At 71.5% G+C, this 25,459-nt stretch carries 25 protein-coding genes; 11 read left to right on the plus strand and 14 right to left on the minus strand.

Annotated elements, in window-relative coordinates; translation table 11 throughout:
* Positions 1 to 108: 108 nt before the first annotated feature.
* Entirely contained in the window at positions 109 to 1,068 is a 960-nt protein-coding gene (locus tag ABD332_RS41880; RefSeq protein WP_344509376.1) for a hypothetical protein, read from the minus strand.
* Between the two features lie 361 nt (positions 1,069 to 1,429).
* Between ABD332_RS41880 and ABD332_RS41885 the strand changes: the two genes are divergently transcribed.
* Both ABD332_RS41885 and ABD332_RS41890 read left to right on the plus strand, forming a co-directional pair.
* Positions 1,430 to 1,993 (plus strand): DUF4303 domain-containing protein, encoded by a 564-nt coding sequence (locus ABD332_RS41885; protein ID WP_344509377.1) that lies wholly within the window; start codon positions 1,430 to 1,432, stop codon positions 1,991 to 1,993.
* A 40-nt stretch (positions 1,994 to 2,033) separates the two neighbouring features.
* Positions 2,034 to 2,738 (plus strand): hypothetical protein, encoded by a 705-nt coding sequence (locus ABD332_RS41890; protein ID WP_344509379.1) that lies wholly within the window; start codon positions 2,034 to 2,036, stop codon positions 2,736 to 2,738.
* Positions 2,739 to 2,784: 46 nt separating this feature from the next.
* Here the strand turns inward: ABD332_RS41890 and ABD332_RS41895 are convergent, their stop codons facing one another.
* From ABD332_RS41895 to ABD332_RS41910, 4 genes are all read right to left on the minus strand, one after another.
* Positions 2,785 to 3,249: a hypothetical protein gene (locus ABD332_RS41895; protein ID WP_344509380.1), complete on the minus strand. Its 465-nt coding sequence runs from the start codon at positions 3,247 to 3,249 to the stop codon at positions 2,785 to 2,787.
* Positions 3,246 to 3,716, minus strand: coding sequence for a hypothetical protein (locus ABD332_RS41900; RefSeq protein WP_344509381.1), 471 nt, complete (start codon positions 3,714 to 3,716; stop codon positions 3,246 to 3,248). The genes ABD332_RS41895 and ABD332_RS41900 overlap by 4 nt, the downstream gene beginning before the upstream one ends.
* A gap of 114 nt (positions 3,717 to 3,830) precedes the next feature.
* A complete protein-coding gene (locus ABD332_RS41905) occupies positions 3,831 to 4,829 on the minus strand; it encodes a glycerophosphodiester phosphodiesterase family protein (RefSeq protein WP_344509382.1) in 999 nt (332 codons plus the stop codon).
* Between the two features lie 71 nt (positions 4,830 to 4,900).
* Positions 4,901 to 5,533, minus strand: coding sequence for a response regulator (locus ABD332_RS41910; RefSeq protein ID WP_344509383.1), 633 nt, complete (start codon positions 5,531 to 5,533; stop codon positions 4,901 to 4,903).
* An 18-nt stretch (positions 5,534 to 5,551) separates the two neighbouring features.
* Here ABD332_RS41910 and ABD332_RS41915 point away from each other — a divergent pair, with 18 nt between their 5' ends.
* From ABD332_RS41915 to ABD332_RS41930, 4 genes are all read left to right on the plus strand, one after another.
* Positions 5,552 to 6,664 (plus strand): sensor histidine kinase, encoded by a 1,113-nt coding sequence (locus ABD332_RS41915; protein ID WP_344509384.1) that lies wholly within the window; start codon positions 5,552 to 5,554, stop codon positions 6,662 to 6,664.
* A 22-nt stretch (positions 6,665 to 6,686) separates the two neighbouring features.
* Positions 6,687 to 7,010 carry a hypothetical protein gene (locus tag ABD332_RS41920; protein ID WP_344509385.1) on the plus strand — a complete coding sequence of 108 codons (324 nt, stop codon included), beginning with the start codon at positions 6,687 to 6,689 and terminating at the stop codon, positions 7,008 to 7,010.
* A gap of 81 nt (positions 7,011 to 7,091) precedes the next feature.
* Positions 7,092 to 7,724, plus strand: coding sequence for an acVLRF1 family peptidyl-tRNA hydrolase (locus tag ABD332_RS41925; RefSeq protein WP_344509386.1), 633 nt, complete (start codon positions 7,092 to 7,094; stop codon positions 7,722 to 7,724).
* Between the two features lie 54 nt (positions 7,725 to 7,778).
* Complete coding sequence (locus ABD332_RS41930) at positions 7,779 to 9,017, plus strand: condensation domain-containing protein (RefSeq protein WP_344509387.1); 1,239 nt, start codon at positions 7,779 to 7,781, stop codon at positions 9,015 to 9,017.
* On the opposite strand, the gene ABD332_RS41935 is transcribed toward ABD332_RS41930, so the two are convergent.
* Both ABD332_RS41935 and ABD332_RS41940 read right to left on the minus strand, forming a co-directional pair.
* Positions 9,018 to 9,380 carry a hypothetical protein gene (locus ABD332_RS41935; protein WP_344509389.1) on the minus strand — a complete coding sequence of 121 codons (363 nt, stop codon included), beginning with the start codon at positions 9,378 to 9,380 and terminating at the stop codon, positions 9,018 to 9,020.
* A complete protein-coding gene (locus ABD332_RS41940) occupies positions 9,377 to 9,898 on the minus strand; it encodes a MarR family winged helix-turn-helix transcriptional regulator (protein WP_344509391.1) in 522 nt (173 codons plus the stop codon). The genes ABD332_RS41935 and ABD332_RS41940 overlap by 4 nt, the downstream gene beginning before the upstream one ends.
* 141 nt (positions 9,899 to 10,039) lie before the next feature.
* Between ABD332_RS41940 and ABD332_RS41945 the strand changes: the two genes are divergently transcribed.
* A complete protein-coding gene (locus ABD332_RS41945; RefSeq protein ID WP_344509393.1) occupies positions 10,040 to 11,185 on the plus strand; it encodes a sensor histidine kinase in 1,146 nt (381 codons plus the stop codon).
* 79 nt (positions 11,186 to 11,264) lie between these two features.
* Complete coding sequence (locus ABD332_RS41950; RefSeq protein WP_344509395.1) at positions 11,265 to 11,930, plus strand: response regulator transcription factor; 666 nt, start codon at positions 11,265 to 11,267, stop codon at positions 11,928 to 11,930.
* A 5-nt stretch (positions 11,931 to 11,935) separates the two neighbouring features.
* Here ABD332_RS41950 and ABD332_RS41955 read toward each other — a convergent pair whose 3' ends face one another.
* Entirely contained in the window at positions 11,936 to 12,658 is a 723-nt protein-coding gene (locus tag ABD332_RS41955; RefSeq protein WP_344509397.1) for an ABC transporter permease, read from the minus strand.
* Positions 12,655 to 13,383 (minus strand): ABC transporter ATP-binding protein, encoded by a 729-nt coding sequence (locus tag ABD332_RS41960; RefSeq protein WP_344509399.1) that lies wholly within the window; start codon positions 13,381 to 13,383, stop codon positions 12,655 to 12,657. Before ABD332_RS41960 ends, ABD332_RS41955 begins: the two co-directional genes overlap by 4 nt.
* Before the next feature lie 202 nt (positions 13,384 to 13,585).
* On the opposite strand from ABD332_RS41960, the gene ABD332_RS41965 reads away from it, so the two are divergent.
* Positions 13,586 to 14,272 carry a hypothetical protein gene (locus ABD332_RS41965; RefSeq protein ID WP_344509401.1) on the plus strand — a complete coding sequence of 229 codons (687 nt, stop codon included), beginning with the start codon at positions 13,586 to 13,588 and terminating at the stop codon, positions 14,270 to 14,272.
* A 598-nt stretch (positions 14,273 to 14,870) separates the two neighbouring features.
* A complete protein-coding gene (locus ABD332_RS41970) occupies positions 14,871 to 17,129 on the plus strand; it encodes a DUF1593 domain-containing protein (protein WP_344509402.1) in 2,259 nt (752 codons plus the stop codon).
* A gap of 380 nt (positions 17,130 to 17,509) precedes the next feature.
* Here ABD332_RS41970 and ABD332_RS41975 read toward each other — a convergent pair whose 3' ends face one another.
* The 3 genes from ABD332_RS41975 to ABD332_RS41985 form a co-directional block, all read right to left on the minus strand.
* Positions 17,510 to 18,580 (minus strand): hypothetical protein, encoded by a 1,071-nt coding sequence (locus ABD332_RS41975; protein ID WP_344509404.1) that lies wholly within the window; start codon positions 18,578 to 18,580, stop codon positions 17,510 to 17,512.
* A complete protein-coding gene (locus ABD332_RS41980) occupies positions 18,577 to 19,101 on the minus strand; it encodes a SigE family RNA polymerase sigma factor (RefSeq protein WP_344509406.1) in 525 nt (174 codons plus the stop codon). Before ABD332_RS41980 ends, ABD332_RS41975 begins: the two co-directional genes overlap by 4 nt.
* A 65-nt stretch (positions 19,102 to 19,166) precedes the next feature.
* Positions 19,167 to 20,345 (minus strand): MFS transporter, encoded by a 1,179-nt coding sequence (locus tag ABD332_RS41985; RefSeq protein WP_344509408.1) that lies wholly within the window; start codon positions 20,343 to 20,345, stop codon positions 19,167 to 19,169.
* A 48-nt stretch (positions 20,346 to 20,393) separates the two neighbouring features.
* On the opposite strand from ABD332_RS41985, the gene ABD332_RS41990 reads away from it, so the two are divergent.
* Positions 20,394 to 20,837 (plus strand): GNAT family N-acetyltransferase, encoded by a 444-nt coding sequence (locus tag ABD332_RS41990; RefSeq protein ID WP_344509410.1) that lies wholly within the window; start codon positions 20,394 to 20,396, stop codon positions 20,835 to 20,837.
* A 57-nt stretch (positions 20,838 to 20,894) separates the two neighbouring features.
* Here the strand turns inward: ABD332_RS41990 and ABD332_RS41995 are convergent, their stop codons facing one another.
* Both ABD332_RS41995 and ABD332_RS42000 read right to left on the minus strand, forming a co-directional pair.
* Positions 20,895 to 21,326, minus strand: coding sequence for a Rieske (2Fe-2S) protein (locus ABD332_RS41995; RefSeq protein WP_344509748.1), 432 nt, complete (start codon positions 21,324 to 21,326; stop codon positions 20,895 to 20,897).
* A 153-nt stretch (positions 21,327 to 21,479) separates the two neighbouring features.
* The gene (locus tag ABD332_RS42000) at positions 21,480 to 25,025 is read right to left on the minus strand and encodes a ThuA domain-containing protein (RefSeq protein ID WP_344509412.1); all 3,546 of its coding nucleotides are present in this window, start codon (positions 25,023 to 25,025) and stop codon (positions 21,480 to 21,482) included.
* Positions 25,026 to 25,459 lie beyond the last annotated feature (434 nt).

Consider the following 25,459-nt stretch of genomic DNA (forward strand, 5'->3'; position numbering starts at 1 on the left):
CGACCTCGGCTACCGCAGCCCCGACGAATACGAGACCGCCTGGCAGACCCACACCGGGCCAGACAACCTCACCCCTGCCCCGACCGGAGGCAGGTAACCACCGCTCCATCAAAGCGGGGGAAGCTCAAGCTTGATCACGGTTGGCTCAATTTCACCGTTCTCCACCGCGATCAGGTACGCGTTGTCGTGGCGGAAGCCGGGCGAGAAGAAGACTCCTTCAGCGAGACTTCTCGGTCTGGTGCAGTCCTGCGGCTGGCAGTACCAGAGGCCCGTCGTGTCGCCGTAACGGGCGCTGATCACCAGCGCGCCGTCGTCAGCGACTGCCAGGTCGTAAGGGCGGCGGAACGGGTGGGGCGATGCTGCGCTGTGCCCGGTGATCCGGTCGTGGACCACCACGAACCATTCGCGTTGCCACTCCTGTTCGGTGCCGGCGCATTGGTCGGGACACGGGTGCAGGAAAAAGGCGGTGTAGCGCTCGTTCGTGGACACGGCGGGAGCTCGGGCCAGGGTATGAGCAGTACAGTCGGTCGCGTCAGGCGGAGGCAGGGACGTCGTCAGCGGCACCGAGGTGGTCGGCAGGAGCACGGTCAGGTGCAGGGGGCGGATGACCCCGTCGGTGTCCACCTCTCCGACGCCAAGGCATCGGTCGTCGTTGCTGATGCGGTTGGTGCGGTACTGCACGACGCCGATGCCCGACCGTGGCAGCCAGACGCCGGAATCGATCCGCGGCGCAGTGGTCAACGGTGTGACCAGTCCCGTCGGCAAATCCAGGGCGACGAGCCGGAACTCCGGCGACTCGTGGCACCACACGGTGAGCCCGATGCGTTCGGCCGACATCGAGAAGATCGACAGGACCATGATCGGGCTGCAGTAGTCGAACGGCAGCGAGCGTGGGTCCTCACCTGGTTGCGCGGTCCAGAGACTGGCCGGCCGCTCATACCCTGCAGCTGCCACGAGGACCCGGCCGTCCGGCAGGTAACCGACAGCCGTCGTGCGGTCCTGTGACCCCATCGGGCCGCCGCAGGCGCTGCCAAGCGCGCACAGCACCATACAGACCAGCGCGATCAACGGGGTCCGGTTGGATGCTCGACCCCCACCCACTCGGTCGCCGACCGCTCCTGCCGTTGCGTGACCCACGACGTCAGCCTGCCAGCCCACGCCCAGATCACGCGACGGCCTGCCCAGTACCTTCACAAGGCCATCACCTGATCGAGCGCTGTCCACGCGCCTGGGGGCGAGCCGGGCTATCACCCGAAGCATTGGGCTCGTCCGGGTGACCGCTTCGATCGTGCCTGCCGCGAGCACGGCCGGATGGAGCGAGTTGTGGACCTGGTCGTCGTCGAGCTCACTGGGTCATACGCCGTTGTCGCCGGTGCCGGTGGTGATCAGCGATCGAAGCCCGGTGGTTGCGGCGCGGTAACGTGCGGTGGTGGTTTGGCAGGCTTTCGAGACGGCGTGGCACGACAGTGGATGCCAGGCCCTCGCCGGTCTGGCTGCGGCCTGTCCGGGCGAGCGGTTGTACGCCGCGGCGTTCCATCTCTTCTACGCCGACGGCACCGTGATCCTCCCGCCCGCGCTGGCCGCCAACACCGAGGCGGCGGTGCGCCACGACGACGGATACTCGACGCGGTTCACGCCGCCGGAGTGGCGGTGGGACGTCCTGGACGCCGCGAGTGATGCGATGCGGCCGTGGTATCAGCGCCTCACCGAGGAGTACCTGAACCCCGCCACCAACGATGCCGAACGTGACGCGGCGCTGGACTCGCTCTGGACGGCTCATGACGCCGCCATGGCCCGGGTCTGCAAGGCGATGACCACGACGGCGCGTCTGGGCGGCATCCACAGCTCGCTCCCGGCCACGTTCGTCGTCGTCATTCTTGAGGGCCAGCGGGGAGACGAGGAGGCGGACCTGATCCGCGCGAGCGTCGACCCCCTCGTGCTCACGACCGTTCCCGGACTCGCCGAGCACCTGCGAGCGACCGAAGAGGCGTGACCCTGCTGCCGGCTGGCGGTGGTGTGGCAGTGTCGCGGGGGTGAGCGACCGTATCCTCTTTCCGGGCAATCCCTGGCCGGCTGGGCATGCCGTCGAGGAGCTGGCGTGGCAGGGGCGGCTCGACCCTGCTGGCCGGCTCTGGTTCGACCTTCATGTCAAGAGCGCCGGGTATTACGCCGAGGACCCCACGTACTGGGACGACGACGGCGACAGTGGCTGCGACGACTGGAGCTCGAAGGTCGTGTGGGGTAACTACCACGCCTGCACTATCTCGTCGACGCGCTGGGGGCATCGGGGGTTCGTCGCGGCCACGGACGCCGAGCCGTTGGCATTGGACACCCTTGCGGGGCGGACGTTCCACGTCGACCGGGATCCGGACCGGCCGGACGGGGTGCCGGACGGCGTGGCCGACGAGGACATCGAAGACGAGGACGCCGCGTTCGGGATCTACCTGCTGGGGCATGACGCAGTGGGAGACCACCGGATCAGTTTCGGCGCGCGGCAGGGCCGCACGGTGTTCGCCCTCGACTGGCACGGGCGGATCGCCCTGCGCTATGCCAACAGCATGGCGCCGTTCCAGTACACCTTCCAGGCGACGATCGGCGCAGTCGCCCTGGACCACATCGCCGCGCCGTCCTCATTGGACGACGGTGCGGCCGAAGGCCTCCTGCGCCGCGTGCTCGTCGACGCCGCGATGTTCGAGCTGATCGGAGAAGGCGGCACCAGGCGGTTCGTGGCGCGCTGACACGCACGGCGGTGCGATGGACGGCGCGCCTCGATCCTGTGCGAATTCAGGGCAGGCGCTGGAACCAGTCGTGGGTGGTCGTCAGGATCAGGACGTGGTCGGGGGCGTCCGTCGGCGTCGCGGCGTTGAGGTGGACGTCGCCGCGCTGCTCGATCCGCGAGTTGTCGGCGTCGAGCAGTTCGTCGAAGTCGAGCACGGCGTCTCGGGACGTCTGCGGTGAGGACTGTGCCATGGTGCCGAGCCTCCAGTGGCCGTGGCCGTGGAACGGACCCAACCGGCCGCTGTCCTCGAAGAAGGTGCCCAGCTGGCTGACCGGCACACCGGTCGCCTCGAAGGTGCCGTCGGCGCGCAGGTCGTAGCGGGCGGAGCTCTCGTAGCCGGCCCACACACCCACCAGGTCGGCGGTGCTCACCTCGACCGGCTCCGTTGGGTAGTCGGCCAGCGCTTCACCGAGCCCGCAGGCCGCGGACAGCAGCAGCGCCGGCACGGCCAACACGAGGCGCCGCTTCACTTCTCGGTCATCCGGTCAGCGCCGAGCTCCAGCGTGAGCGGCTTCACCGGATCGTCCGGCGGGTCGCTGACCCACTGCGTCGCACTGAACGTGACGCTGCGCGGTTGCGCGTACGGCTGGCCGTCGCGCTCGTCGCGGATCGAGGTCACGTCGAGCACGAGCAGATGGCGGTCCTGTGCGATACGCCACGAGCCCTGGCAACGGTACGGCCCGATCGGTCCCCCGATGCGAAACGGCGTGTCATCGAAGGTCGCCGTCGGGACGCCGACCGCCTCGAACGTGCCGTCGGCAGCAAACGTATAGGTGGCGCCGCTGACGTGGCCGACCCAGACACCGACGACGATGTCGTCGGTGAGGTCGACACGCTGCTGCTCTGAGTAGCGCGAGCCCGGCGAGGGACTCCAGAAACATGCGGCACCGAGCATCACGACCGTGACCCACACCGCCGCCCGCAATCCCCGCCGCATGCGAGCAACATAGGCGCCCGTCGTCGTGCCCCGCCACACCCTGCGCCAAATCTTCACACGCGGCGAGCAGGGGGTTGCGGCGTGGGCGGGGGAGCCGAGGACGTTGCGAGACGGTCAGCGGGATGGCGTGACGAGTGGGGCGATGACGTCGGTGCGGTTGGTCCAGATGCCGCCGGACCAGTTGTCGGGGAGGTCGGTGAGGTCGGCCTGGGTGTCGAATCCGGCGGACCAGTCGCCCACCGAGCGGACCAGGACGACGCGCGTGTCGGCGGCGCGCATGCGGGCGACGAAGAGGTGGGGCCAGCCCCATAACCATTGGCCGTAGTGGGCGGGGAGGGGGAGCTCGCGGTGGTGGCAGCTGGACGGGACGCGGCCGGTCCAGCCGGTGGCGGCGTAGTCGAGCAGGCAGTCCTTGATGATGGCGCGGGAGGTGGCGCGCACCTGGGGCAGGCGGCGCACGACGGCGGCGACCGCGGTGTCGCCGCCGGTGACGGTGACCGTGGCGAGGCGGGCGGCGGGGAGCGTGGCCAGGAACGTGGCGAGCGCGTCGCCGTCGGCCGGGTCGTCGCGCTTCAGGTCGAGTTTGAACGCGCGGTCCGGCAGCGCGGCGAACACCTCGGGCACCGTGGGGAGCAGGCCGACTCCGGTGCCGCGTAGTGGGAACGTGGTGCCGTTGTCGGCGGTGTACCCGTACCCGACGTCCAACTTCCGGAGCTCGTCCTGCGTGTGCTCGCCGACGGGGCCGTGGCCGTCGGTGCGGCAGTCGAGGGTGGCGTCGTGGAACACCGCGAGCTGGCCGTCGCGCGTCACCTGCACGTCGATCTCGGCCTGGTCGGCGCCCGCCTCGAACGCGGCCCGCAGCGACGGCAGCGTGTTCTCCAGCAATGGCACCTGCGGCGGGTGGATGATCCGCGCCGTGCAGGTGTCGGCGGTGACGCCAGCGAGGTCGAAGGTCTGCGCGATCCCGCGGTGCGCGAGCAGGAACGGCCGCTCGCCCTTCGACGGGCCGGCGAGCGTCGAGCTGTTGCGCAGGTACAGGCCGCCGGTGACGACGAGCAGCACCGCGAGGGTGATGGTGATGCGGCGACGCCATCGGCGCGGAACGGTCAGCACCACTGCAGCCTCGCGCAGTCCGCCGCCGGCTGGAACGGGCAAAGGTACGTGGTCCGACCGCGACTTTGGTCCTACGACCCGCGCAGCCCCCGGGCCAGCAGCGCGGCCTGGGTGCGGCTCGCCACGTCGAGCTTCGCCAGGACGTTGCTGACGTGGGCCTTGACGGTCCGCTCGGCGAGGGAGAGGGCACCGGCGATCTCACGGTTGCCCAGGCCCTGGCCGAGCAGCTCCAGCACCTCCCGCTCGCGCGGTGTGAGCGAGCTGAGATCGGCGGCAGGAGACGAAGGGCGGGGCGGAGCGGCCCGAGGCCACAGCAGGTCGGCGGCCGACGCGCTCAACGGGCGCACCCCGGCGTGCGCGCCCCGCACCGCCGCGGCCAGCTCGGAGCCGGTGGCGTCCTTGAGCACGAACCCGTCGGCGCCGGCCGCCAGGGCACGCTGGATGTCCGCGGCGCTGCCGACGGTCGTCAGCATCAGCACCTTGACCGAGGGCCGCTCGGCCCGCAGCCGCAGCATCGTCGCGACCCCGTCGGCGCCCGGCAGGTACAGGTCCAGCAGGATGAGGTCGGCGGGGACGAAGTCGCGCAGCAGCGCCGCGCCGTCCGGGAACTCGGCGACCACCTCGATGCCGGGCTCCGCGCCGAGGATGAGGGCCAGCCCTTCGCGGACGAGCGCCTGGTCGTCGACGATGGCGAGCCGGATCACCCGGCCGATGATATGCCAGTGATCTGGAAGGGGGCGCCGATGAGCCGGCACTGGCGGATCGCGATCGACCTGACGCTGTACGCCACCCTCATCGTGCTCTACGCCCTGTCGGGCACGGTGGTCTCCGTGCCGCTCGCGGTGGCGCAGCTGGTGCCGCTCGTGTGGCGGAACCGGGCGCCCGGGACGGTGCTCGCGGTGATCAGCGTGGCGACGGCGGCGCACTCACTGCTCGGGATGGGGCGCGCCGTCGGGTACCTGCCGGTGTCCCTCGCCATGTACACGGCGGCGACGCAACGGTCACCGGTGGTCCGCTGGGGCGTCTGCGCCGCCGCAACAGTGCTCGTCACGGTCGCCGGCGCGGTCCGGCGCGGCCCGGTCGAGGGCGGCCTGCTCGCGGCCGTCGCGCTGACCGTCACCTGGCTGGCCGGCGTCGAGCGCGGCGAGCATCTACGGGAACGGGCCGAGCACCTACGCGAACGCGGCGAGCGGCGGCTCGCCGAGCAGGCGGCGGAGACGGCCCGCGCGCGGGAGCGGCTCGCCCGCCGGCTGCACGACAGCCTCGCCCACACGATGACGGTCATGCTGGTGCAGGGCGAGGCGCTGCGGGCGACCGCCGAGCTCGCACCCGCCGACCGGCGGCGCCTCGACACCGTGCTGCAGGCGGGCCGGGACGCCCTCGCCGAGGTGCGGCAGGCCCTGGCGGAGGAGGCTGGGGAGGCTGAGGGGGCGACGCTGACCGGGCGGCTCGACGCGCTGCGCGAGGCCGGCCTGTCGGTGCCGGGAGACCCGGCCGCCGGCCTGACCCGCCTGCCGGTCGCCGTCCGCGACGTGGCCGCCCGGCTGGTCGCGGAGGCCGCCACCAACGCGCTGCGCCACGACGGCCCGGGCACCACGCTGACCGTCACCGCCGACGAGGCGGCCGTGCGGGTCACGACCCGGCGCCCACCCGGAGCAGGTCCTTCCAGGGAAGCGGGCGGCGGTGGGTACGGCCTGCGCAGCCTCGACACCGACGTCCGCGCCGCCGGCGGGACGCTGACCTACGGCCCCACCGCGACCGGCTGGCGGGTGACGGCCGAGTTCACGCCGGCGGGTGAAGCACCTGCCCGCGTGGAGCGGCAGGACCTAGGCTGAGGACCGACACGAGGAGGTGGCGGTGCAGGGACGGTTGCGTGCCGTCGCGCAGCTCGCCGTCGCCGTGCTGGTCGCCGCGGTGACCGCCGTCGTCGTCAACCACATGCCGCCGCTGACTGGGGTCCGCCTGGCCGTCGTGGCGGTCGCGTCGCCGATCGCGCTGCTCGGCGGGCTCTGGCTGGAGATCTTCGCGGTCACCGGCGACGACCCCAGCCCACAGCCGCGCCGGGGCGGCCTGCGGCGGCGGATCCGGCGGTTCCTGCGCACCTGGCGCGGCGTGCTGTCCTCCGTCGCGATCGTCAGCGTCGTCGTGCTGGTCCCGCTGCTGTTCGTGCATGGCACCTGACAGCGCCGCCACCAGAGGCGCGGGACAGACCGGAGCGGCCCGCTGCTGTTCGTACATGCGACACAACGGCAAAATGGGAACATGGTGAAGGCAAGGCCCGCCGCCGGCGGGGGACGCTGGGTCGAGATCTCCCCCGAGCGGTTGAAGGGCTGGCTGGACGGGTTCTACGGCCGGCACGACGGTGCGACCGAGGACGCGCTCACCCTGACCGGCGCCAGCAACGGCGACACCGCGACGCTGCACCCGCCGCCGGGCCTGGACGGCGTCGCCGACATCGACGCGCTGCTGCAGGGGATCGCCCGGCCGCCGAGGATCGGGCTGCTGCTCGTGCGCAGGGGCGCCGCGGCCGTCGGGGTCGCCGAGGGCACGACCCTGGAGACGTCGAAGGTCGAGCGGTTCTACGTGCAGGGGCGCACCGCTGCCGGTGGGTGGTCGCAGCAGCGGTACGCCAGACGCCGCGGCAACCAGACGGACGCCGCCGTCGAGGAGACCGCGGACATCGCGGTGCGCGTCCTGTCCGGCGGTGAGGGCCTCGCCTCGGTCGTCTGCGGCGGCGACCGCGCGATGATCGACCACGTCCTGGAGGATCCGCGGCTGGCGCCCGTCGCCGCGCTGCGCCACCCCCACCTGCTGGAGGTCCCGGAGCCACGGCTCAACGTCCTGGAGGACGCGGTGGTCACCGCGAGAAAGATCCGCATCCATCTGGTGCCGTGAGCGCGGGGCGCTACGCTGTCTCTGGTCGCGAGCCGGACGAGAATGGATCCGTCGATGGTTGACGTGGTGGATCGGGTCGACGTCGCGTTCCGCGGCGAGGGCAGTGGCGTGGCCGAGCTGACCTGGGGCCAGCAGTCGATGCTGCTGACGATGGACCGCGAGCGGTCGTGGCTGCCGATGGGCGGGCACCAGCCGGTGGCGCCTGGCACGACCGTCGCGGACGTGCTCGACGAGCTGCGCTACTCGCTGGAGCGCTACCAGTCCTTCCGGACGCGGCTGCGCGCGGGCACCCTGCAGGAGGTGCACGCCGAGGGGATGCTGACCGTCGAGGTGTACGAGACGGTCGACCCCCTCGGGCTCGCCGCCGAGGTCGAGCACGGCTACCGGATCGCGGCGCCGGACCTGGCGGCGGACTGGCCGCTGCGCGCGGCGATCGTGTGCCGCGACGGTCGGCCGGAGCGGCTCGTCGCGATCATGCCGCACCTGGTGACCGACGCGATCGGCGCCGGGGTGATGGTGGCCGAGGCGAGCGCCCGCGTCGCCACGCCCGTCACCGGCCCGCAGCCGCTCGAACTGGCCGAGTGGCAGCGCTCGCCGTCCGGGGTCCGGCAGAGCGCCGCCGCGGTCCGCCACTGGGAGCGGCACCTGCCGTCGGTGACGGTGCTGCCGCCGGGACGGACGCCGGAGCCGGTGCGGTATCCGAAGGCGCGGTTCACCTCGCCGGCGATGGCGGGTGCGCTGCCGCTGGTCGCCGCGCGCACCGGGGTCGACCCGGCGACGATCCTGTCGACCGCGTTCATGATGGCCGTCGGCCGGGTCGCCGGCACCGACCAGGTCGCGGTGCGGCACCTGGTGGGCAACCGGTTCCGCTCGGGGCTGGCCGAGGTCGTCACGCCGCTGGCACAGCTGGGGCTGTGCGTCGCGGACGTGTCCGTGCCGTTCGACGAGGCCCTCGGCCGGGTCGCGCGGGCGTCGCTCGCCGCGCACAAGCACGCCTACTACGACCCGATGCGGCTCGCCGAGGTGCTCGCCGGCGCGGACACCGACGTCACCCGCACCGTCTGCTACAACGACCGCCGCATGCAGCGGGCCTCCACAGTGGAGGCGACGACCGCCGACGGTGTGCTGGAGTGGGTCGGCGCGTCGAGCGGGCCGACCGAGCCGCTGTTCCTGCACATCGACGACGAGCCGGGCGCGCTGGTGCTCACCGTCGACGTGGACACCGCGTTCCTGTCCCGCGCGGGCGCGGAGGCGATCGCCCGCACCATGGAGTCGGTCATCGTCGCGGGATGATCATCCCGCGACCGCCGCGTGCAGCGCCTGCCACGGGGTCGCGTCGAAGATCAGCCTGATCGACGTGATCCGGCCGCCGGTGAGGCGGAAGTGCTCGGCCGTGCGCTGCGTGCCGACCGGCGTCGCCGTGTGGACGTCGTAGACGAGGGTGGCCTCGTCCGCGCCGTACAGCTCGCTGAGCAGGTCGACACCGGTGACGATCCGCAGGAAGTCCGGAAGGCCGGCCAGGTGCGCCGCGGGGTCGTCGAACCGCAGCATCGGGCTCTCGAACCGGAACGGCGTGCCGGTCAGCGCCACGGCCGCCGGGACGTCCCCGCGGAACCGGGCCTCGTGATACGCCCGCACCACATCGACAGTGTTCATCGTGATCGCACCCTTCGAACGCCTTGGACGAGCCGGAGACACAGGTCGCGTAACTGATCGGCCTCGGCGGCGCTGAAGCCGGCGAACACGGCCTCCATCGCCATCCGCGTCGGCGCCCGGAACGTCGCCAGCCACGCCAGCCCGTCGTCGGTCGCGACGGCCCGCACCGAACGCCGGTCCGCCGGGTCCGGCACGCGCCGCAGCAGGCCCTTGTGCTCGAGGGTGTCGACGAGCCCGGTGACGTTGCGCGGGGTGACGCCGAGCGCCTGCGCCAGCTCGCCGAGCGGCAGGCCGGCCTCGCCGCTCAGGCTCAGCCGCACCAGCAGGTCGAACGCGCCGGCGCTGAGCCCGCGCCCCTCCGCGCCGGCCGAGCGGAGGTGCTCGATCGCTCCCGCCGCCGACCGCACCGCCGCGGCGGCCTCGAGCAGCGGCAGCGCCTCCTCGCCCGCGAACGCCGTGAGTGCGGCCCGGGTGCCCTCGTCGTACAGCAGGCCGTCGTCATCAGTTCCGTACTGCATAATGAAGTACTACACGAATCGGTCCTGGCATGCAATGCGACTTGAGTCGTAGCCGGGCGGCTTCTGGTACTCCTGGGGTCGTAGGTGACGAGCAGTCCCGAGGATGACGACCGGCACGGCGGGCGCCCCTAGCGTGGAGCTGTGGACGGGGGCGGGAGCAGCGCGGCGTGGGAGCGGTGGTGCCGGCGGCCGTGGATGCCCGTGCTGGTCGGGGCGCTGCAGATCGCCACGACCGTCGCGGCGGCACAACGGGTCACCGAGCGGCGGCCCGTCGACGCACTCGCGATCGCGCTGCTCGCGGTAGGGCCGGCGCTGCTGTGGCTGTGGCACCGCGCGCCGGTCCTCGTCCTCGCCGGCAACTTCGCGGCGACCGCCGCCTACTACACGCTCGGCTACCGCTTCGGGCCGGCCGCGCTGAGCCTCGCGGTCGCGATGGTCGTCGCCGTCGCGACCGGCCGGCGGCGCGCGGCGTGGGTGGTGACGGCGGCCGGGCTGCCCACATATCTGCTGGTGAGCGCCGCCGTCGGGCGGCAGGCGGCGCCGGGGCCGGTCGCGGTCGTGGCGATCGCCGCCGTGCTGGGGCTCGTGCTCGCCGTGGGCGAGGCAGTCCGGGTCGCGGGGGAGCGCCGCGCCGACGCCGAGCGGGCCAGGGTCGCCGAGCAGCGGCGGCGGGTCAGCGACGAGCGGCTGCGGGTGGCGCGGGACCTGCACGACGTCCTCGCCCACCACGTGTCGCTGGTCAACATGCAGGCCAACGTGGCGCTGCGGCTCTTCGACCGCGACCCCGAACAGGCGCGGGCGTCGGTCGCGGCGATCAAGGAGGTCAGCCGGGAGACCCTCGACGACCTGCGGGCCGCCCTCGCCGTCCTGCGCCGCGACACCGACGCGCCGCGGCGGCCGAGCGCCGGCCTCTCCCAGGTCGACGAGCTGCTGGCCCGCTCCGGCGAGGCGGGCCTGCGTGTCACGAAGACCGTCGAGGGCGAGCCGCGGCAGCTGGCGACGGCGGTGGACCTGGCGGCGTTCCGCATCGTTCAGGAGGCCGTGACCAACGTCCGCCGGCACAGCGCCGCCGGCGCCGCGACGCTGCGGATCGCGTTCACCGACGACGCCGTGATGGTCACCGTCCACGACCACGGCCCCGCCGCCACCCTGCCCAACCCCGACGGCGACGGCATCACCGGGATGCGCGAGCGCGCCGTGGGCCTCGCCGGCACGTTTGAGTCCGGCCCGACGCCTGGCGGTGGATTCCGCGTGTACGCCGAGCTGCCCTACCGGACACCGTCATGACCCGGGCCGGACGGCGAAGCGCTGTACATGGGCACGGCTCCCGTCCCGCCTTGAGAGGCCCGTCTGTTCGGGGGACCGCGTGATCAGACTGGTGCTCGCCGACGACCAGGCGTTGATGCGGGCCGGGCTCCGGGCGCTGCTGCAGGACGGCGGGGGCGTCGACGTCGTGGCGGAGGCCGGTGATGGCCGGGTCGCGGTCGAGAAGGCCACCGAGCTGGTGCCGCACGTCGTGCTCATGGACGTGCGCATGCCGGTGATGGACGGCATCGAGGCGACCCGCCGCATCGCCGCCGACCCCGGACTCGACGAGGTCAAGGTGCTCATCCTGACGACGTTCGAGCTGGACGAGTACGTGTTCGACGCGCTGCGGGCCGGGGCCAGCGGCTTCGTGCTCAAGGACAACGAGCCCGACGACCTGATCCGGGCGATCCAGGTCGTGGCCGCCGGCGACTCGATGCTCGCGCCGAGCGTCACCCGGCGGCTGGTGCGGGAGTTCGCGTCGCGGGCCAAGGAGGCCAGGCCCGCCGAGCGGCTCGCCGGGCTCACCGAACGCGAGCGGCAGGTGATGGTGCTGGCCGCGCAGGGCCTCACCAACGACGAGATCGCCGCGCGGTTGTTCGTCAGCCTGGCGACGGCGAAGACGCACATCAGCCGGGCGATGACCAAGCTGCACGTCAGGGATCGCGCGCAGCTGGTCATCATGGCGTACGAGACAGGCCTGATCCGACCCGGCTGGATGACGTGACCGGTTCAGGCGGTGACGTCCCGCCGGGCGAAGGTGATGAAGGCCGCGGTCAGCGCGAGCGCGCCGTACACCAGCACCCCGGCGAGACCGTGGCTGTAGGGGACGCTGCCCGGTGCGCCGGTGACCGCGCCCGCGAGGAGGCCGGGCAGCCAGTGGCCGGCGGCGGGGACCGTGTTGCGCGCGATGTTCTCCACCATGATGAACCAGAACAGCGCCACCCCGACCGCGATCGGCGTCGAGCGCAGCAGCACCCCGAGCGCCAGCCCGACGGTGCCGTACAGGATGGCGGCGAGCACCGTGTTCAGGTAGCCGGTCACGGCGTCCGCCGGCCACGGCTCGGTGGGCGTGCCGCGGATACCGGTGACGACCGCGGCCGCCGCGAGGCTCACCACCAGCGCGACGAGCAGCGCACCGGCCGTGCAGGCGGCGAGGGCGAGCAGCTTGCCGGCGAGGAGCCGGTCCCGCGACGGCTGGCGCAGCAGCAGCGTCCGCAGGGTGCCGAGGCCGTGCTCGGTGGTGACGCTGGTGAGGAACACGACGAGTACCACCACGCCGACGAGCCGCGACGCGTTCGTGAACCCCGCCGTCAGCCTGGCCGGCGGCACCGGCGCGGTCGCGAAGGTCAGCACCGTCACGAGGATCGTGAAGCCGAACAGGCCGCCGAGCGCCCCGTACAACACCCGCGGCCGACGCAGCTTCAGCAGCTCCGACCTGAACGCGCGCATCATGACGACCGCCCTTCCGTGGCAGTGAACGTGGCAGTGAACATGGACAGGTAGTGCTCCTCGAGGTCGCCGCCGCCGGCGAGCAGCTCGCTCGTCGGGCCCTGGAACAGCCGCCGGCCGTCGCCGATGACGATCAGCCAGTCGCAGACCTGCTGGACCTCGGACAGCAGGTGCGAGGAGACCAGCACCGTGCGCCCGTCGTCGTTGATGGACCGCACGATCCCGCGCATGTCCCGGATCCCGGCCGGGTCGAGGCCGTTGGCCGGCTCGTCGAGGATGACCAGCGCCGGGTCGCCGAGCAGCGCCGCCGCGATCCCGAGCCGCTGCTTCATGCCGAGCGAGTAGCGCTGGAACGGCTTGTCACCGGTCAGCCCCACCCGCGCGAGCAGCGCCGGGATCCCGGCCGGGTCGAGACCGCCGAGGGCCGCCTGGACGGCGAGGTTCCGCGCGCCCGACAGCCCCGGGTAGAACGCCGGGCCCTCGATCATCGCGCCGACCCACGGCAGGTACGCGGCCGGCCGGCCGAGCGGCGCGCCGTTCACGCTGCCGTCGCCGGCGTCCGGTCGTACCAGCCCCAGCAGCATCCGCAGCGTCGTGGTCTTGCCGGCGCCGTTGGGCCCGATGAGCCCCGCGACCACGCCCGCCGGGACGTCCAGATCGAGCCCGTCCACGACGGCCCGGCCGCCGTACCGTTTCGTCAGCCCGCGTGTCCTGATGGCATTCGTCATGCCCCGCATCGTGGCCCGCACGCCCCCGCGGGGTCGTCAGGCCTGGGGACCGTCCACCCGCTGCCACCACGGTCGCAGCCGCAACCAGCCGCGTCCACCGTGCGATTGAGTCGGCGGCGGCAGGTGTACGACCAGCGCACGACCGTCCGGTGTGGACCACGACACGACGCGCCCGACGGTCCCGGCCTCGAGCATGGGTCGCATGCATCGTCTCAACAACGGCCGCTGGGTCGGCCTGCTCGGCATCGGCTGGTTCGTCCTGTTCCTGCTCGGCGCCGCTGTCCTGCAGGGCGAGCCACCCCCGGCCGGCGCCCCGGTCGCCGAGGTCCGTGACTTCTTCCACGCCCACGGCACCCGCTACCTGGCTGGCGACTACGTCGCGGGCTGCGCCTTCATGCTGCTCCTCCTGCCCTTCGGCGCCCTCCTGCCCCGCGCCCTGCACCTGCCCGACCGTCCACTGTGCTCATACGTCACCACCGGCGCCGTCGCCGCCCTCGTGACGGTCGGCGGCACGGCCACCTCGTTCCTGGACGCGGTCGCGATGGCCCACGGCGACACCCGCCTCGACGACTCGACGGTCACCGCCCTCCTGTACGCCAACAGCGCCGGCATCGCCCTCATCGGCCTCGCCGCCGCGGTGTTCGCCGCCGCCGCCGCGACCCTCCTCCGCCACGCCCGCGCCCCGCTGGCCACCACCGCCCTCGGCTGGCTCGCCGCCGCCCTCCTGACCACCGGCGCCGCCTCCCCGCTCACCGGGAGCGCACATGGTCCACTGTGGACCGTCCGGTTCGTGAGCTTCCTGACCCTGGCCGCCTTCGTCCTGGCAACCTCGGCCCACCTCCTGACCCGCCAGCAGAACCGACAGCCGCACCGACTTCCAATCGATTAGCCGGGCGACAGCGATTGGTCGGCCACCGGCCGAGTGGGGTGGTCTCGCCGTCGCGTCGGGTCCGGCCCTGCTGTGGCGGTCATGGAGCACCGTCCACTGTGGAATTGTGACAAGCAGCGCGTCGAGGTCGTCGACCTCCGGCTAGACCTTGGTGTCGCGCGACGGACGCCGCCCTCGGGCGCCGGGTCGACACGTGGCAGGAGCCGGTTGGCAGCGGCAGCGGCGAGATGCGGACATGGGCTTTGTCGAAGCCGGCTGGGCGCCGGTTGGAGTTGACGGCGAGGCTGTGTCGTTCGTCGGCAGCGTCGACCCGGTCGACCGACAAGCGGGACGGCCGTCAGGTCGACAGTCTTGACTTTTGTGTCGTGCTGATTAACGCTATATATCAAGTCAGGCCTGAATAGATATTCAACCGTGCGTGGTGCGGAAGGCCGATGAGCGTCCCAGACAACCGCCCGGACCCCCCGGGCTGTCGAGGTGGCGGTTTCAAGCGTTCGACATCCGTCGCATCGACAACCATCGGCGTGTTCGAGGTGGTCACGCCGACACCTGCCTGTCGCCACGAGGAAGAAGAGAGGTCGGAGTGCCCAGAAGGCCGTTGAGGACGGGGCTGGCGCTGTTACTCGCGCTGGCAGTGCCTTTCGGTGCCGTGAGTGCCGATGCTTTCGGCGCCGTGAGTGCCAATGCAAACGCAAAACCGCGCCCGATCGACAAGCCGCGCGTGATCATCACGACGGACGGAGAAGGCGACGACATCGCCTCGATGCATCGCTTCCTGCTCTACGCGAACGACTTCGACGTCGAGGGCATCGTCACCTCGGCGTCTCGCTGGCACTGGGCCGGCGACCCCACCGCGACCCCGCCGATCACGGCCAACCGGTGGCATGGCACGAGCTGGATCCCCGCCATGATCGACGGTCTGTACCGCCAGGCCCACCCCAATCTCGTCAAGCACGACCCGCGCTATCCCACCCCGGAGCACCTGCTGAGCGTCGTCAAGGACGGCAACATCACAGCCGGTGGCGAGATGGCCAAGGACACGCCGGGGTCGGACCTGATCAAGAAGGTCCTCCTGGACAACGAGCCGGGCCCGGTCTACCTGCAAGCGTGGGGCGGAACCAACACCATCGCGGCCGCGCTTCGCTCGATCCGCGACGAGTACCAAGGAACCCGTCACTGGGACGAGATCTACCGGAAGGTCTCCGACAAGGCCTTCATCTACGTCATCCAGGACCAGGACCTCACCTACAAGGACTACATCGCCAAGGCGTGGCCCCAGGTCAGCATCCTGATGAACCGCGAGCAGTTCGAGGCGTTCGCCTACGGCTCCTGGCAGTACACGCCCCAGCCGCAGCTCAGCTACTTCCAGAAGGACTGGATCGCGGCGAACATTCAGAAGGGCCCGTACGCGGCGACGTACCCCGTGAACGGCGGCGTTGAAGGCAACAGCATCTGCCGTGGCGGCTGCGCGCCGGGCGATTGGTTCTCCGAGGGCGATTCGCCATCGTTCCTGCACACGATTCCGACCGGTTTGGGTCAGCTCGACGACCCGACCTACGGCGGTTGGGGCGGGCGTTTCGTCCACGTCAAGGATCGTGTGTGGGCGGATGACCCGGCGTACCTGGGCGGCACCCGCCCGAAGGCTACGGATCTGAGTCCATACCCCGTCCTGAACACAACGCTGGCCGCCGCCGCGCCGGCCGGGTCGACCAATGTGAAGGTCGCGCGGGTGAGGCAGCCAGGCGGTGGCATCCACAACCAGACGAACGACTTCCTCGCCGGGGACACCGTCACCATCGGCACCGGCTCAGACGCGGAGACGCGTACCGTGACGCTGGCCGGCGGCGGCGGCGCCGGCCCGACGACGCTCTTCGACGCCGCGCCAGCGGGTGCGACGAACATCAAGGTCACGACAGTTACCAACTACTTCACAGGCGATCCGCTGACGATCGGAACGGGCGACACGGCGCAGACGGTCACCGTCACCGACGTCGGAACCCAGCGCGTCGCCACGACGGCAGCCGCCGCGGCCGCACCGGGCGACACCGTCCTGAAGGTCGCCTCGACGGGCGCGTCCTGCAACGCCAACGCCGCCGCCTGCTTCACGGACCCGGTCATGCGGCCCGGCGACCAGCTCCGGATCGGAACCGGCACCAGCCAGTTCACGGTCACCATCAAGGCCGTCGGAACCCCGTTCGCCACCGGCAGCGGCGTGACGCTCCAGCAGCCGCTTCCCGCTGCGGTCTCAGCGGGCACGGCCGTGGCGGACCCGGGCTCGGGCATCACGTTCACGCCGGCGCTCAAGGCAGCACAGACCGCAGGGACGACCGCCTCCACGCTTGGCGGTGGCCTGACCCTGGACCGGCCGCTGACCCGTGACCACGTCCAAGGGGCAGCGGTTGCGGACTTCAACAGCCCGGGCTGGCCTCAGGCGCGCTGGACCGATGCGGTCCAGAACGACATGGCCGCGCGGATCGATTGGACATTCAAGGGCTTCGCGGACGCCAACCACCCGCCCGTCCCCACGGTGGCGTCGTGCGACCTGGTCGTGAAGCCGGGCCGGCCCGTTCAGCTCGTCGGCAAGGCGTCCGATCCGGACCGCGACAAGCTCACCTTCGCGTGGTACCAGTACGCCGAGGCTGGAACATACCCAGGCCGAATCGCACTCGAGGGCGCGTCGACGCGAACGCCATCGTTCGAAATGCCCGAAGACGCGCAGCCAGGACAAACCGTGCACGTGATCTTGGCGGTCACCGATTCAGGTGCAACGCCGCTCACGCGTTACCAGCGCGTGATCGTCACGGCCGCCGACAGCCGAGGCAAGTCCGCAGACACGTCGAAGCGTTCGGGGTGCTAGTTCGGGGTGCTAGAGCCGCGGTTTCATTGAGGCGATGAGCATCGCTCAACGCCGGAGGCCCTGCCGCCGTGCAACTGTCGCGCGTCGGCGGGGCCTCCACGTGCGGGAGTATCGTCGCTTCGATCCGGTAGCGAGCCGAACGGGGCAGAACTTCGGCAGCGAGTCGTCCGCTGACGCTCACTCCGCGAAGAACCGCCCCGTCTTGCATCCGGGCCGGAACCGCCCTCTTCTACTCCGAGCAGCCGACGCAGTTGCGCGACTGGGTCGAGGAGTTCGCCGGCTTCAATGAGTAGGCCGCCACCACGGGCGGCTACCGGGTCCATTGACGTCCGCCCCGTCCGCAACGGGCCGGCCCGCAGCGCGGGCCGGCCCTTCCGGCGTCAGAAACTGAGTTCGGCCGCCGCGCCGGTGAGGCCGGCCGACGGGCCGAGCTGCACGGCGGTCACGTCGGCGGAGCCGGGCAGGCGCACGCTGCGGCTGACCGTGCCGGTGGTGATGTCCAGCAGTTCGATGACGGCGTTGCGGTCCGCCCCGTGGCCGAGCACGGCGACGGTGGTCTCGTCGTACCAGCCGACGGGTGTCGAGCGGGGCGGCACGGTCGCGACGACCTTCCCGGACGTCGCGTCGTACACCGGCGACGCGTGGGGCTGCGCCGACATGATGGTCGAGGCGTCCGTCAGCACGTACCGGCGAGACGGCGAATAACACGTGGCGCCCTCGACCGACCCGCCTGTGCCGTCGAGGCGCGCGCCGGGGGTGCCGTCGGGCGACAGGTACTGCAGCGGGCCCGGCTCGACCGTGTTGTCGGTCTGCGTGCCGCGCACGAGGACCAGGTAGCGGCGCGAGTCGGCGGCCCAGCCGACCGTCGCGCCGAGGAGGTCCAGCGGGACCGGGGTGTTCGTGACGTGCCGGTCGGCCACGTCGACGCGGTGGGCGGTGAAGTGCACCGTGGGGTCCTTCTCGATCGAGGTCCACAGCACCGCGGTGCCGTCCGGCGACCACGAAGGGCCGTTGCCGGCGGGGACGTCGACCCATTCGACGGCATCGCGGCCGCGGTCCAGCAACGCGGCCCGGTCGGCGAGGCCCAGCCGGCCGTTGTCGTTCACCGCCGCGCGGGTCAGGTCGGGGGACAGGACCACGGTGAACGGCAGCTCGCGGTACTTGCCGAGGGCCGGGTCGAGGATGCTGGAGTGCTCCTCGCGGGTGTAGACGTGCGCCACCTGAGGGCCGCCGCCGGGCGCGGCGGGCGCGGGTGCGCCGGGGTCCATCGGCGTGCCCGGCCCGCGCAGCAGCAGCGCGGGGACCGCCAGGGCGGCGGTGACCGCGACGGCGGCCGCGATCGCCACGGTGCGGGTGCGTCGGCGCCGGCGGGCCGTGTGGAGGACGGTGTCCGCCAGGCCCGGCGGCGGCACGAGGTCGGCGGGGAACGGAACGTCTCGCAGGTGCATCATGGCGCGGTCCTCACCATCGGGGTGGTCGCGAGGTCGGGGTACGCGGCCCGCAGCTTCGCCAGGGCCTTGGACGCCTGGCTGCGCACGGTGCCGAGGGAGATGTCGAGCAGCTGGGCGACCTCGGCCTCGGAGCGGTCCTCGTAGTACCGCAGCACCACGACCGCCCGTTGCCGCGCCGGCAGCGTGCGCAGCGCGTCGAAGACGCCGTGCCGGACCACGGTCTCGGCGGCGTGGTCGTCGCCCGCGGCGCGGTCCGGCGTGGCCGGCACCAGCGTCTCGGGCCGCCGGGAGCGCAGCCGCCAGCGGTTGATCTGATGGCGGTACATCGCCGTGCGCACGTACGCCTCGGGATGCTCCCGCCGGCGGATCGCGGCCCACCGCCGGACGGTGCCCAGCAGGGCCGTCTGCAGCAGGTCTTGCGCGAGATGGGTGTCGCCGGTCAGCAGGTACGCCGTGCGCAGCAGCGCGGCCGACCGGGTGGCCACGAACTCGCGGAATTCCCGCTCGTCCTCCGGGCTCATCCAGGTTCCTCTCCGTCGTGGCGGTGCCTCACCCTTCCAGACACCGCGACGCCCGGGAGCAATGCCTACGCCGGCGGGCGCAGCGCCGCGACGGTGGCGGCGGCGGGCCGCAGCGCGGGCGCGGTGGCGGCGACGAACAGCGCCAGCAGCACCGGGATGGCGAGGGCGCCGGGTAGGCCGACGACGGTGCTGGCAGCGCCGATCAGCACCGGCCCCAGCAGGAAGCCCAGGTAGCCGAGCCCGACCACCCGGGCGAGGGCCCGCCCCGCCGCGTCCGGATTGCGGTCGCCTGCGGCGGAGTACACCTGTGGCGCGATGAGCGCCATCCCGGCGCCCAGGCAGGCGAAGCCGGCGACGCCCGCGACCGGCGCGCCGACGAGCAGGGCGGCACCGAGCCCGCCGGCGGCGAGCAGCCCGCTGGCGCGGACCACGACGACCGGCCCGAACCGGGTGGTGAGCCGGTCGCCGACGAGCCGGGTGATCGTCATGGCGACCGAGAACGCGGCGAACGCCGCCGCGGCGAACCCGGCCGAGCTGTCCAGCTCGTCGCGCAGGTAGACGGCGCTCCAGTCGGCGGCGGCGCCCTCACCGACGAGCGCGCAGCAGACGAGGACGCCGAGGAACAGCACGCCCCGGACCGGCCCGCGAGCCTCCGCCGGCGCCGTGCCGAGCGAGGGGCGGCCGGCGTCGGGCAGCGCCCACCACGCGGACCAGGCGGCGAGGGCCACCGTCACGCCCGCGACGGCGGTGAACGTCGTCCGCGGCCCGACGCCGGCGTGCGCGAAGAGCCCGCCGGCGCTCGCGCCGATGAAGCCGCCGATGCTGTACACGGCGTGGAACGAGGACATGATGGGTGCGCCCCAGGCCCGTTGCACGTCGATCGCGTTGGCGTTCATGGCGATGTTCAGGGTGCCGTGCACGGCCCCGAACACGAACAGTGCGGCGGCGAGCGTCACCAGCCCCGGCGCGTACGCGGGCGGGATGAGCACCAGGCCTTCGGCGAACGCGACCGGCAGCATCACCCGCCGGCTGCCGAACCGGTCGACCAGGCGCCCGGTGGCCTGCATGCCGGTGATCGCCCCGGCGGCGAACGCCAGCAACGCAACGGCGAGGGCACCGTCGTCCAGCGACAGATCCCGCTTGATCGCCGGGATGCGGGCGGTCCACACGCCGAGCGTGACGCCGAAGAGCAGGAACAGCAGCGCGGTCGCGACCCGCGCCCGCACGAGGACACCGGCTTGCACGCGCCGATTCTGCCGCATTACCGGCGGCGCGCTGAATACCATCGACTGATGGATTTCCGCGAAGCCGTCCACGACGACCTGCCCGCCATCGTCGCGCTGCTGGGCGACGACGTGTTGGGCAAGGACCGGGAGGCGGCGGTGGTCGACGAGGTGTACGAGCGGGCGTTCGCGGCCGTGGCCGAGGACCCGCGCAACGAGCTGGTCGTCGCCGACGATGGCGGCGAGATCGTGGCGGCGCTGCAGGTGACGTACATCCCGGGGCTGGGCAGGCACGGTGCTGAGCGGGCGCTCGTCGAGTCGGTCCGGGTCCGCGCCGACCGGCGGGGGCAGGGGCTCGGTGCGGAGCTCATGACGTGGGTCGTGACGCGGGCCGGCGAGCGTGGCTGCGCGCTGGTGCAGCTGACCACCGACAAGCGCCGCGCCGACGCGCGCCGGTTCTACGAGCGGCTCGGCTTCGTCGCCAGCCACGAGGGCATGAAGCGGGACCTGTAACTGCCGTGCTGGCCGGCGCCGACGACGACCAGAACGACATCACTGGGGTCCCGCCGGTCAGGCCTGGGTGATCCGGCCGGCGTCGACCTTGATGGCGATCTCCTTCAACCCCGTGGTCGCCGGCCCGCTCATCCGGGCTCCGTCGGCGATCGCGAACGTCGAGTTGTGCGCGGGGCAGGTGGCGACGCCGTCCTTCGGCGCCGTGACCTTCACGCCCTTGTGGGGGCAGGCCGCGTTGTACGCCTTGAACGTGCCGGCGACCGGCTGGACGATCAGGACGTCGCCGACGACCTCCCCGCCGCCGACCGGGATCTCGGCGGTGCTCGCCAGGCTGGCCGCGGGCGCGGGCGCCGTGCTCTCGGCGGGAGGGGCGGACGTCGCCGGGGCGGCCGCCGCCCCGGACGAAGCAGGCTCGGAGCCGCAGGCCGCGAGCAGGGCCGTGGCACCCGCCCCGGCGAGCAGCGCCCGGCGGCCCGCACACCATCGCATCGACACAGTTGAGCTCCTTCCGTGGGTTACCGATCCCGCACGGTACGCATCAACGGCATCGACCGCAATAAATTGCATGGTTCTTTCATGCCCCGTTAAGGCACGACGCCGGCCCCCGCGTCGTTACGGGGGCCGGCGCCGGGATCAGCGGGATCAGGCCAGGGTGAACCTCCACTGCTGGTTGGTGGCGCCGTGGCAGGTCCACTGGAGCAGGCGGGCGCCGTCGTCGACGGAGCTGCCGTTCACGTCAACACAGAGTCCACTTTGGACGTTCTTCACCGTGTACACGCCGGAGGTGCCGGTCGGGGTCACGATGAACTTCTGGTTGTTGCCGTTGTTGCAGGTGAACTGCTGCAGGAAGGCGCCCGCGGTGGTGGAGCCCCCGACCACGTCGAGGCACTTGCCGCTGTGCACCGCCTTGAGGTAGACGGCGCCGCCACCGGCGTCGACCGCCTGCCACTTCTGGTTGTTGCCGCCGGTCGGGGCCCACTGGATGATCTGGGCCTCGTCGGCGGTGGAGACGCCGTTGACGTCGACGTTCTTGCCGCTGTGCTGGGCCGTCATCGTCCACGTCTTCCCGGCCACGCCGCCGGTGCCGGGCGTGCCCACGCCGGCCCCGCCGAAGGTGAACGAGTCGAGGTCGAAGCCGTTGTTGGCGCTGTTCTTGAACACCATGTAGAGCGTGTGGGTGCCGGACAGCGCGGCGGTGTTGACCGTCGCGGTGTTCTGGTAGTTGTCCCACCCGGTGGTGTTCGGGATCGCCGTCGTCGCCAGGAGGGTGCCGGTCGGCGAGTCGGCGCGCAGCTCGATGGAGCCGCCGCCGGTCGGCGAGGAGACCCGGTAGGTGACGTTGGTGATGCCCTGCAGGCTCATCGGGTTGAACGAGATCCAGTCGTTGTTGGAAATGTCGCCGATGCGCTTCGTGCTCTCCGCGCCGGCCTGGTCGATGACCCGGATGCCGGACTGTGCGGTGAAGTACTCCGCCTGCTTGTGCTTCGGCTGCAGGATGGCCTGGCCGTAGCCGGTCAGCGGGGCCGCGCCGCCCGCGCCGCCGTTGTCGGTGTACTTGGCGATGAGGGCGTAGAAGAGGTTCGCGCCGTCGGGGTGCCCGCCGAGCAGGTCGGTGGAGATGGTCCCGGAGCAGCCGGGGTACTCCGTGGTCTCGTGCAGGTGGTCGTCGTGGCCCAGCGCCGGGTTGACGTACACCTTGGAGCAGTCGATCGCGGCGCCGCCGGGGTCGGTGACCGTGACGGTGTAGGCGACCTGGTCACCGAAGTTGAGCATGCCGCCGTTCACCGGGGTGCTGACCGTGACGGTCGGCGCGGTGTTGCCGACGGTGATCTGCACGTTGGCGAAGCCGGTCTTGCCGGTGTTGTCGGTGACCTTCAGCTGTGCGGTGAAGTTGCCGTTGCTGCTGTACGTCTTGGCGGGGTTCGCCGCCGTCGACGTGGTGCCGTCGCCGAACGTCCACAGGTAGCTGATCGTGTCGCCCGGGTCCGGGTCCATCGATCCAGCGCTGGAGAACTGCACGCTCAGCGGGGCGTTGCCGTTGGTCACGTTGGCCGAGGCCTTGGCGATCGGCGACCGTCCACCTTGGAGGTAGTCGATGCGGTAGAGGCCGGAGTCGTTGTTGCCGCCGCCGAAGTTGGAGCCCCATTCGAGCAGGTACAGCGAGCCGTCGGGGCCGAACTCCATGTCCATCGGCTTGTTGAAGTTGCCGCCGGGCAGGAACGTGTTGGTCCGGGTGACGGCGGTGTTGCCGTCGAAGTGGACCTCCTTGACGAAGTTGCGGGCCCACTCGTAGAAGAAGTGGACGCCGTCGTAGTACTGCGGGAACTTCGTCGAGGACGGGTTCGCCGCGTTGTACCGGTAGACCGGCCCGCCCATCGGCGCGGAGCCTCCGGCGCCGAGCTCCGGGAAGTTCGTCGAGGCCGGGTAGCCGTACCACATGTTCGGCGCGACGATCGGCTTCAGGTTGACCAGGCCGGTGTTGTTGGGGGAGTTGTTGACCGGCGCGGCGCAGTTGAACTTCGCGCCGACGACGCCGGTGTCGGGGTTGTACGGCGCGTAGGGCTGGTTGTCGCCGTGGCAGAAGGGCCAGCCGTAGTTGCCCGCCGTCTTGATGACGTTGAGCTCGACCAGGCCTTCCGGGCCGCGGTTGGTGGTCGGCGGGTTGCGGTCCGGGCCGTAGTCGGCCAGGTACACCCAGCCGTTGGCCGGGTCGATCGAGAAGCGGAACGGGTTACGGAAGCCCATCGCGTAGACCTCGGCCCGCGTCTGGGCGGTGCCCTGCGGGTACAGGTTGCCCGACGGGATCGTGTAGCCGCCGGAGGCTGCGGGCCGGATGCGCAGCAGCTTGCCGCGCAGGTCGTTGGTGTTGCCGGCGGTGCGGGCGGCGTCCAGGTTGGCCTTGCCGGACCGCCAGTCGAGGGGGGCGTAGCCCTGCCAGTTGGGGTCCAGGTTCGGTGGGGTGTCGTCGCCGGTACCGATGTACAGGTTGCCGTCCGGGCCGAAGGCGATGTAGCCACCGGTATGGCCGGGCTCGGGGAACGTGCGGTCGCGGTAGGCCGGGATGTCGATGATCGTGACGCCGCTGGACATGTTCAGCGTGTCGCCGCTCAGCGTGTACCGCGAGACCCGGTTGATGTCCGTCGTGCTGCTGGCCGGTGAGTGGTACAGGTACACGTAGCCGTTGCTGGCGAAGTTCGGGTCCAGCGCAAGGCCGGTGAGGCCGTCCTCGCCACCGGTGTAGACGCTCAGCGTCCCGGCGGTGACGGTGGAGTTGGTGCTCGGCTTGAAGATCTTCACCTGCCCGGCGCGCTGCACGTACAGGACGCGGCCGTCAGGCGCGACGGCGAGGGCCATCGGGTCGGCGGTGTTGTCGTCGAGGGTGCGCTTCTCGAAGTTGCCCCAGACGGTGCCGCCGCAGTCGCCCGCGAGGTTGCCCGCCGCCCACCGGATCCCGCCCAGGACGTGGTTGCGGAAGAACGTCTCGCTGTAGGACTCGATGGCGTGGCCCATGGCGGTGGTCCACACCCGGCCGCCGGAGGTGTTACGGCACCAGGAGATCGGGTGGTCGCTGCCCATCGCGCGGGAGCCGGGGTTGTACGTGCGCTCGTCGGCGGTCACGAGCACGTGCACGTCGCCGCGCGGGTTCTTGTCGAAGTTGTACCACTCCTCGCTGCGGTTCCACCGGTCCGGCAGGCCCACCGTGGACGGGTGGAACTTGTCGGCGACGATGGCCTGGCCGGCCAGGACGCCGGGGGAGTGCTCGGGCATGTGCGCGCCCGCGTTGACCGTCTGGTCCCACCACGGGTACTCGGTGTCGATGCCCATGTCGGTGGCGTTGTGGATGGCGACGATGCCCTTGCCGCTGGCCAGGTAGCCCTCGACGGCCGAGCGCTGGGCGGCGGTCGTGAACACCATGCCCGACGTCTGCAGCATGACGAGGACATCGTAGGTGGCGAGGTTGGCCGGCGTGAAGACGGCCGAGTCCTCGCTGAACACCGCCTCGAAGTTGTTGGCGGCGGCCTGCTGCTGGATCATCTGGATGCCGGCCGGGATCGAGTCGTGCCGATACCCGACGGTCTTGGTGAACACCAGCGCGCGGAAGGCGGGCGCCGCCTGCGCGGGCTGGACGAGCGCCATCGACAGCAACATGCCGACGATGGTGCCCAGGATCAACGTGCTTCTTCGCATGCCGTTTCCTCTCGGCGGGACAACGCGATGCGAGCCATGGGCGCACGACAGCACCCCCGTGGACAGGGTTGAGTGGCGCGTGAGTGATCCGGTCGATTCGACTGCCGTCCGCCGCGACGGACAGTGACATCGACTGGATGGAGACGCGCCAGCTGCCGTGACGAAGAGTCACATCGATGGGCTCTTCTGTCATGGCTCGCGGCGCCAAGCCTGCTCTGGCGAACCTTTTGAAGTCAATACGGACAACAAACAGGCAGCTCATAACGTTTTTTTGCAGCTCAGTTCTGCGCCTCGGAGAGCACGGTTTCGTAGCTGTTTCGTCTTGATCGGGTTACGTCATTGCCAGTCGACGCTCAGACCTTTAACGTAATGGACACGATCTTTTGTCTTATCCAGCAGAAGTACTGCACCGGTGACCGGAAGATCTAGCAACG

The sequence above is a fragment of the Dactylosporangium maewongense genome, assembly GCF_039531485.1.
GTDB classification, from domain to species: Bacteria; Actinomycetota; Actinomycetes; order Mycobacteriales; family Micromonosporaceae; genus Dactylosporangium; species Dactylosporangium maewongense.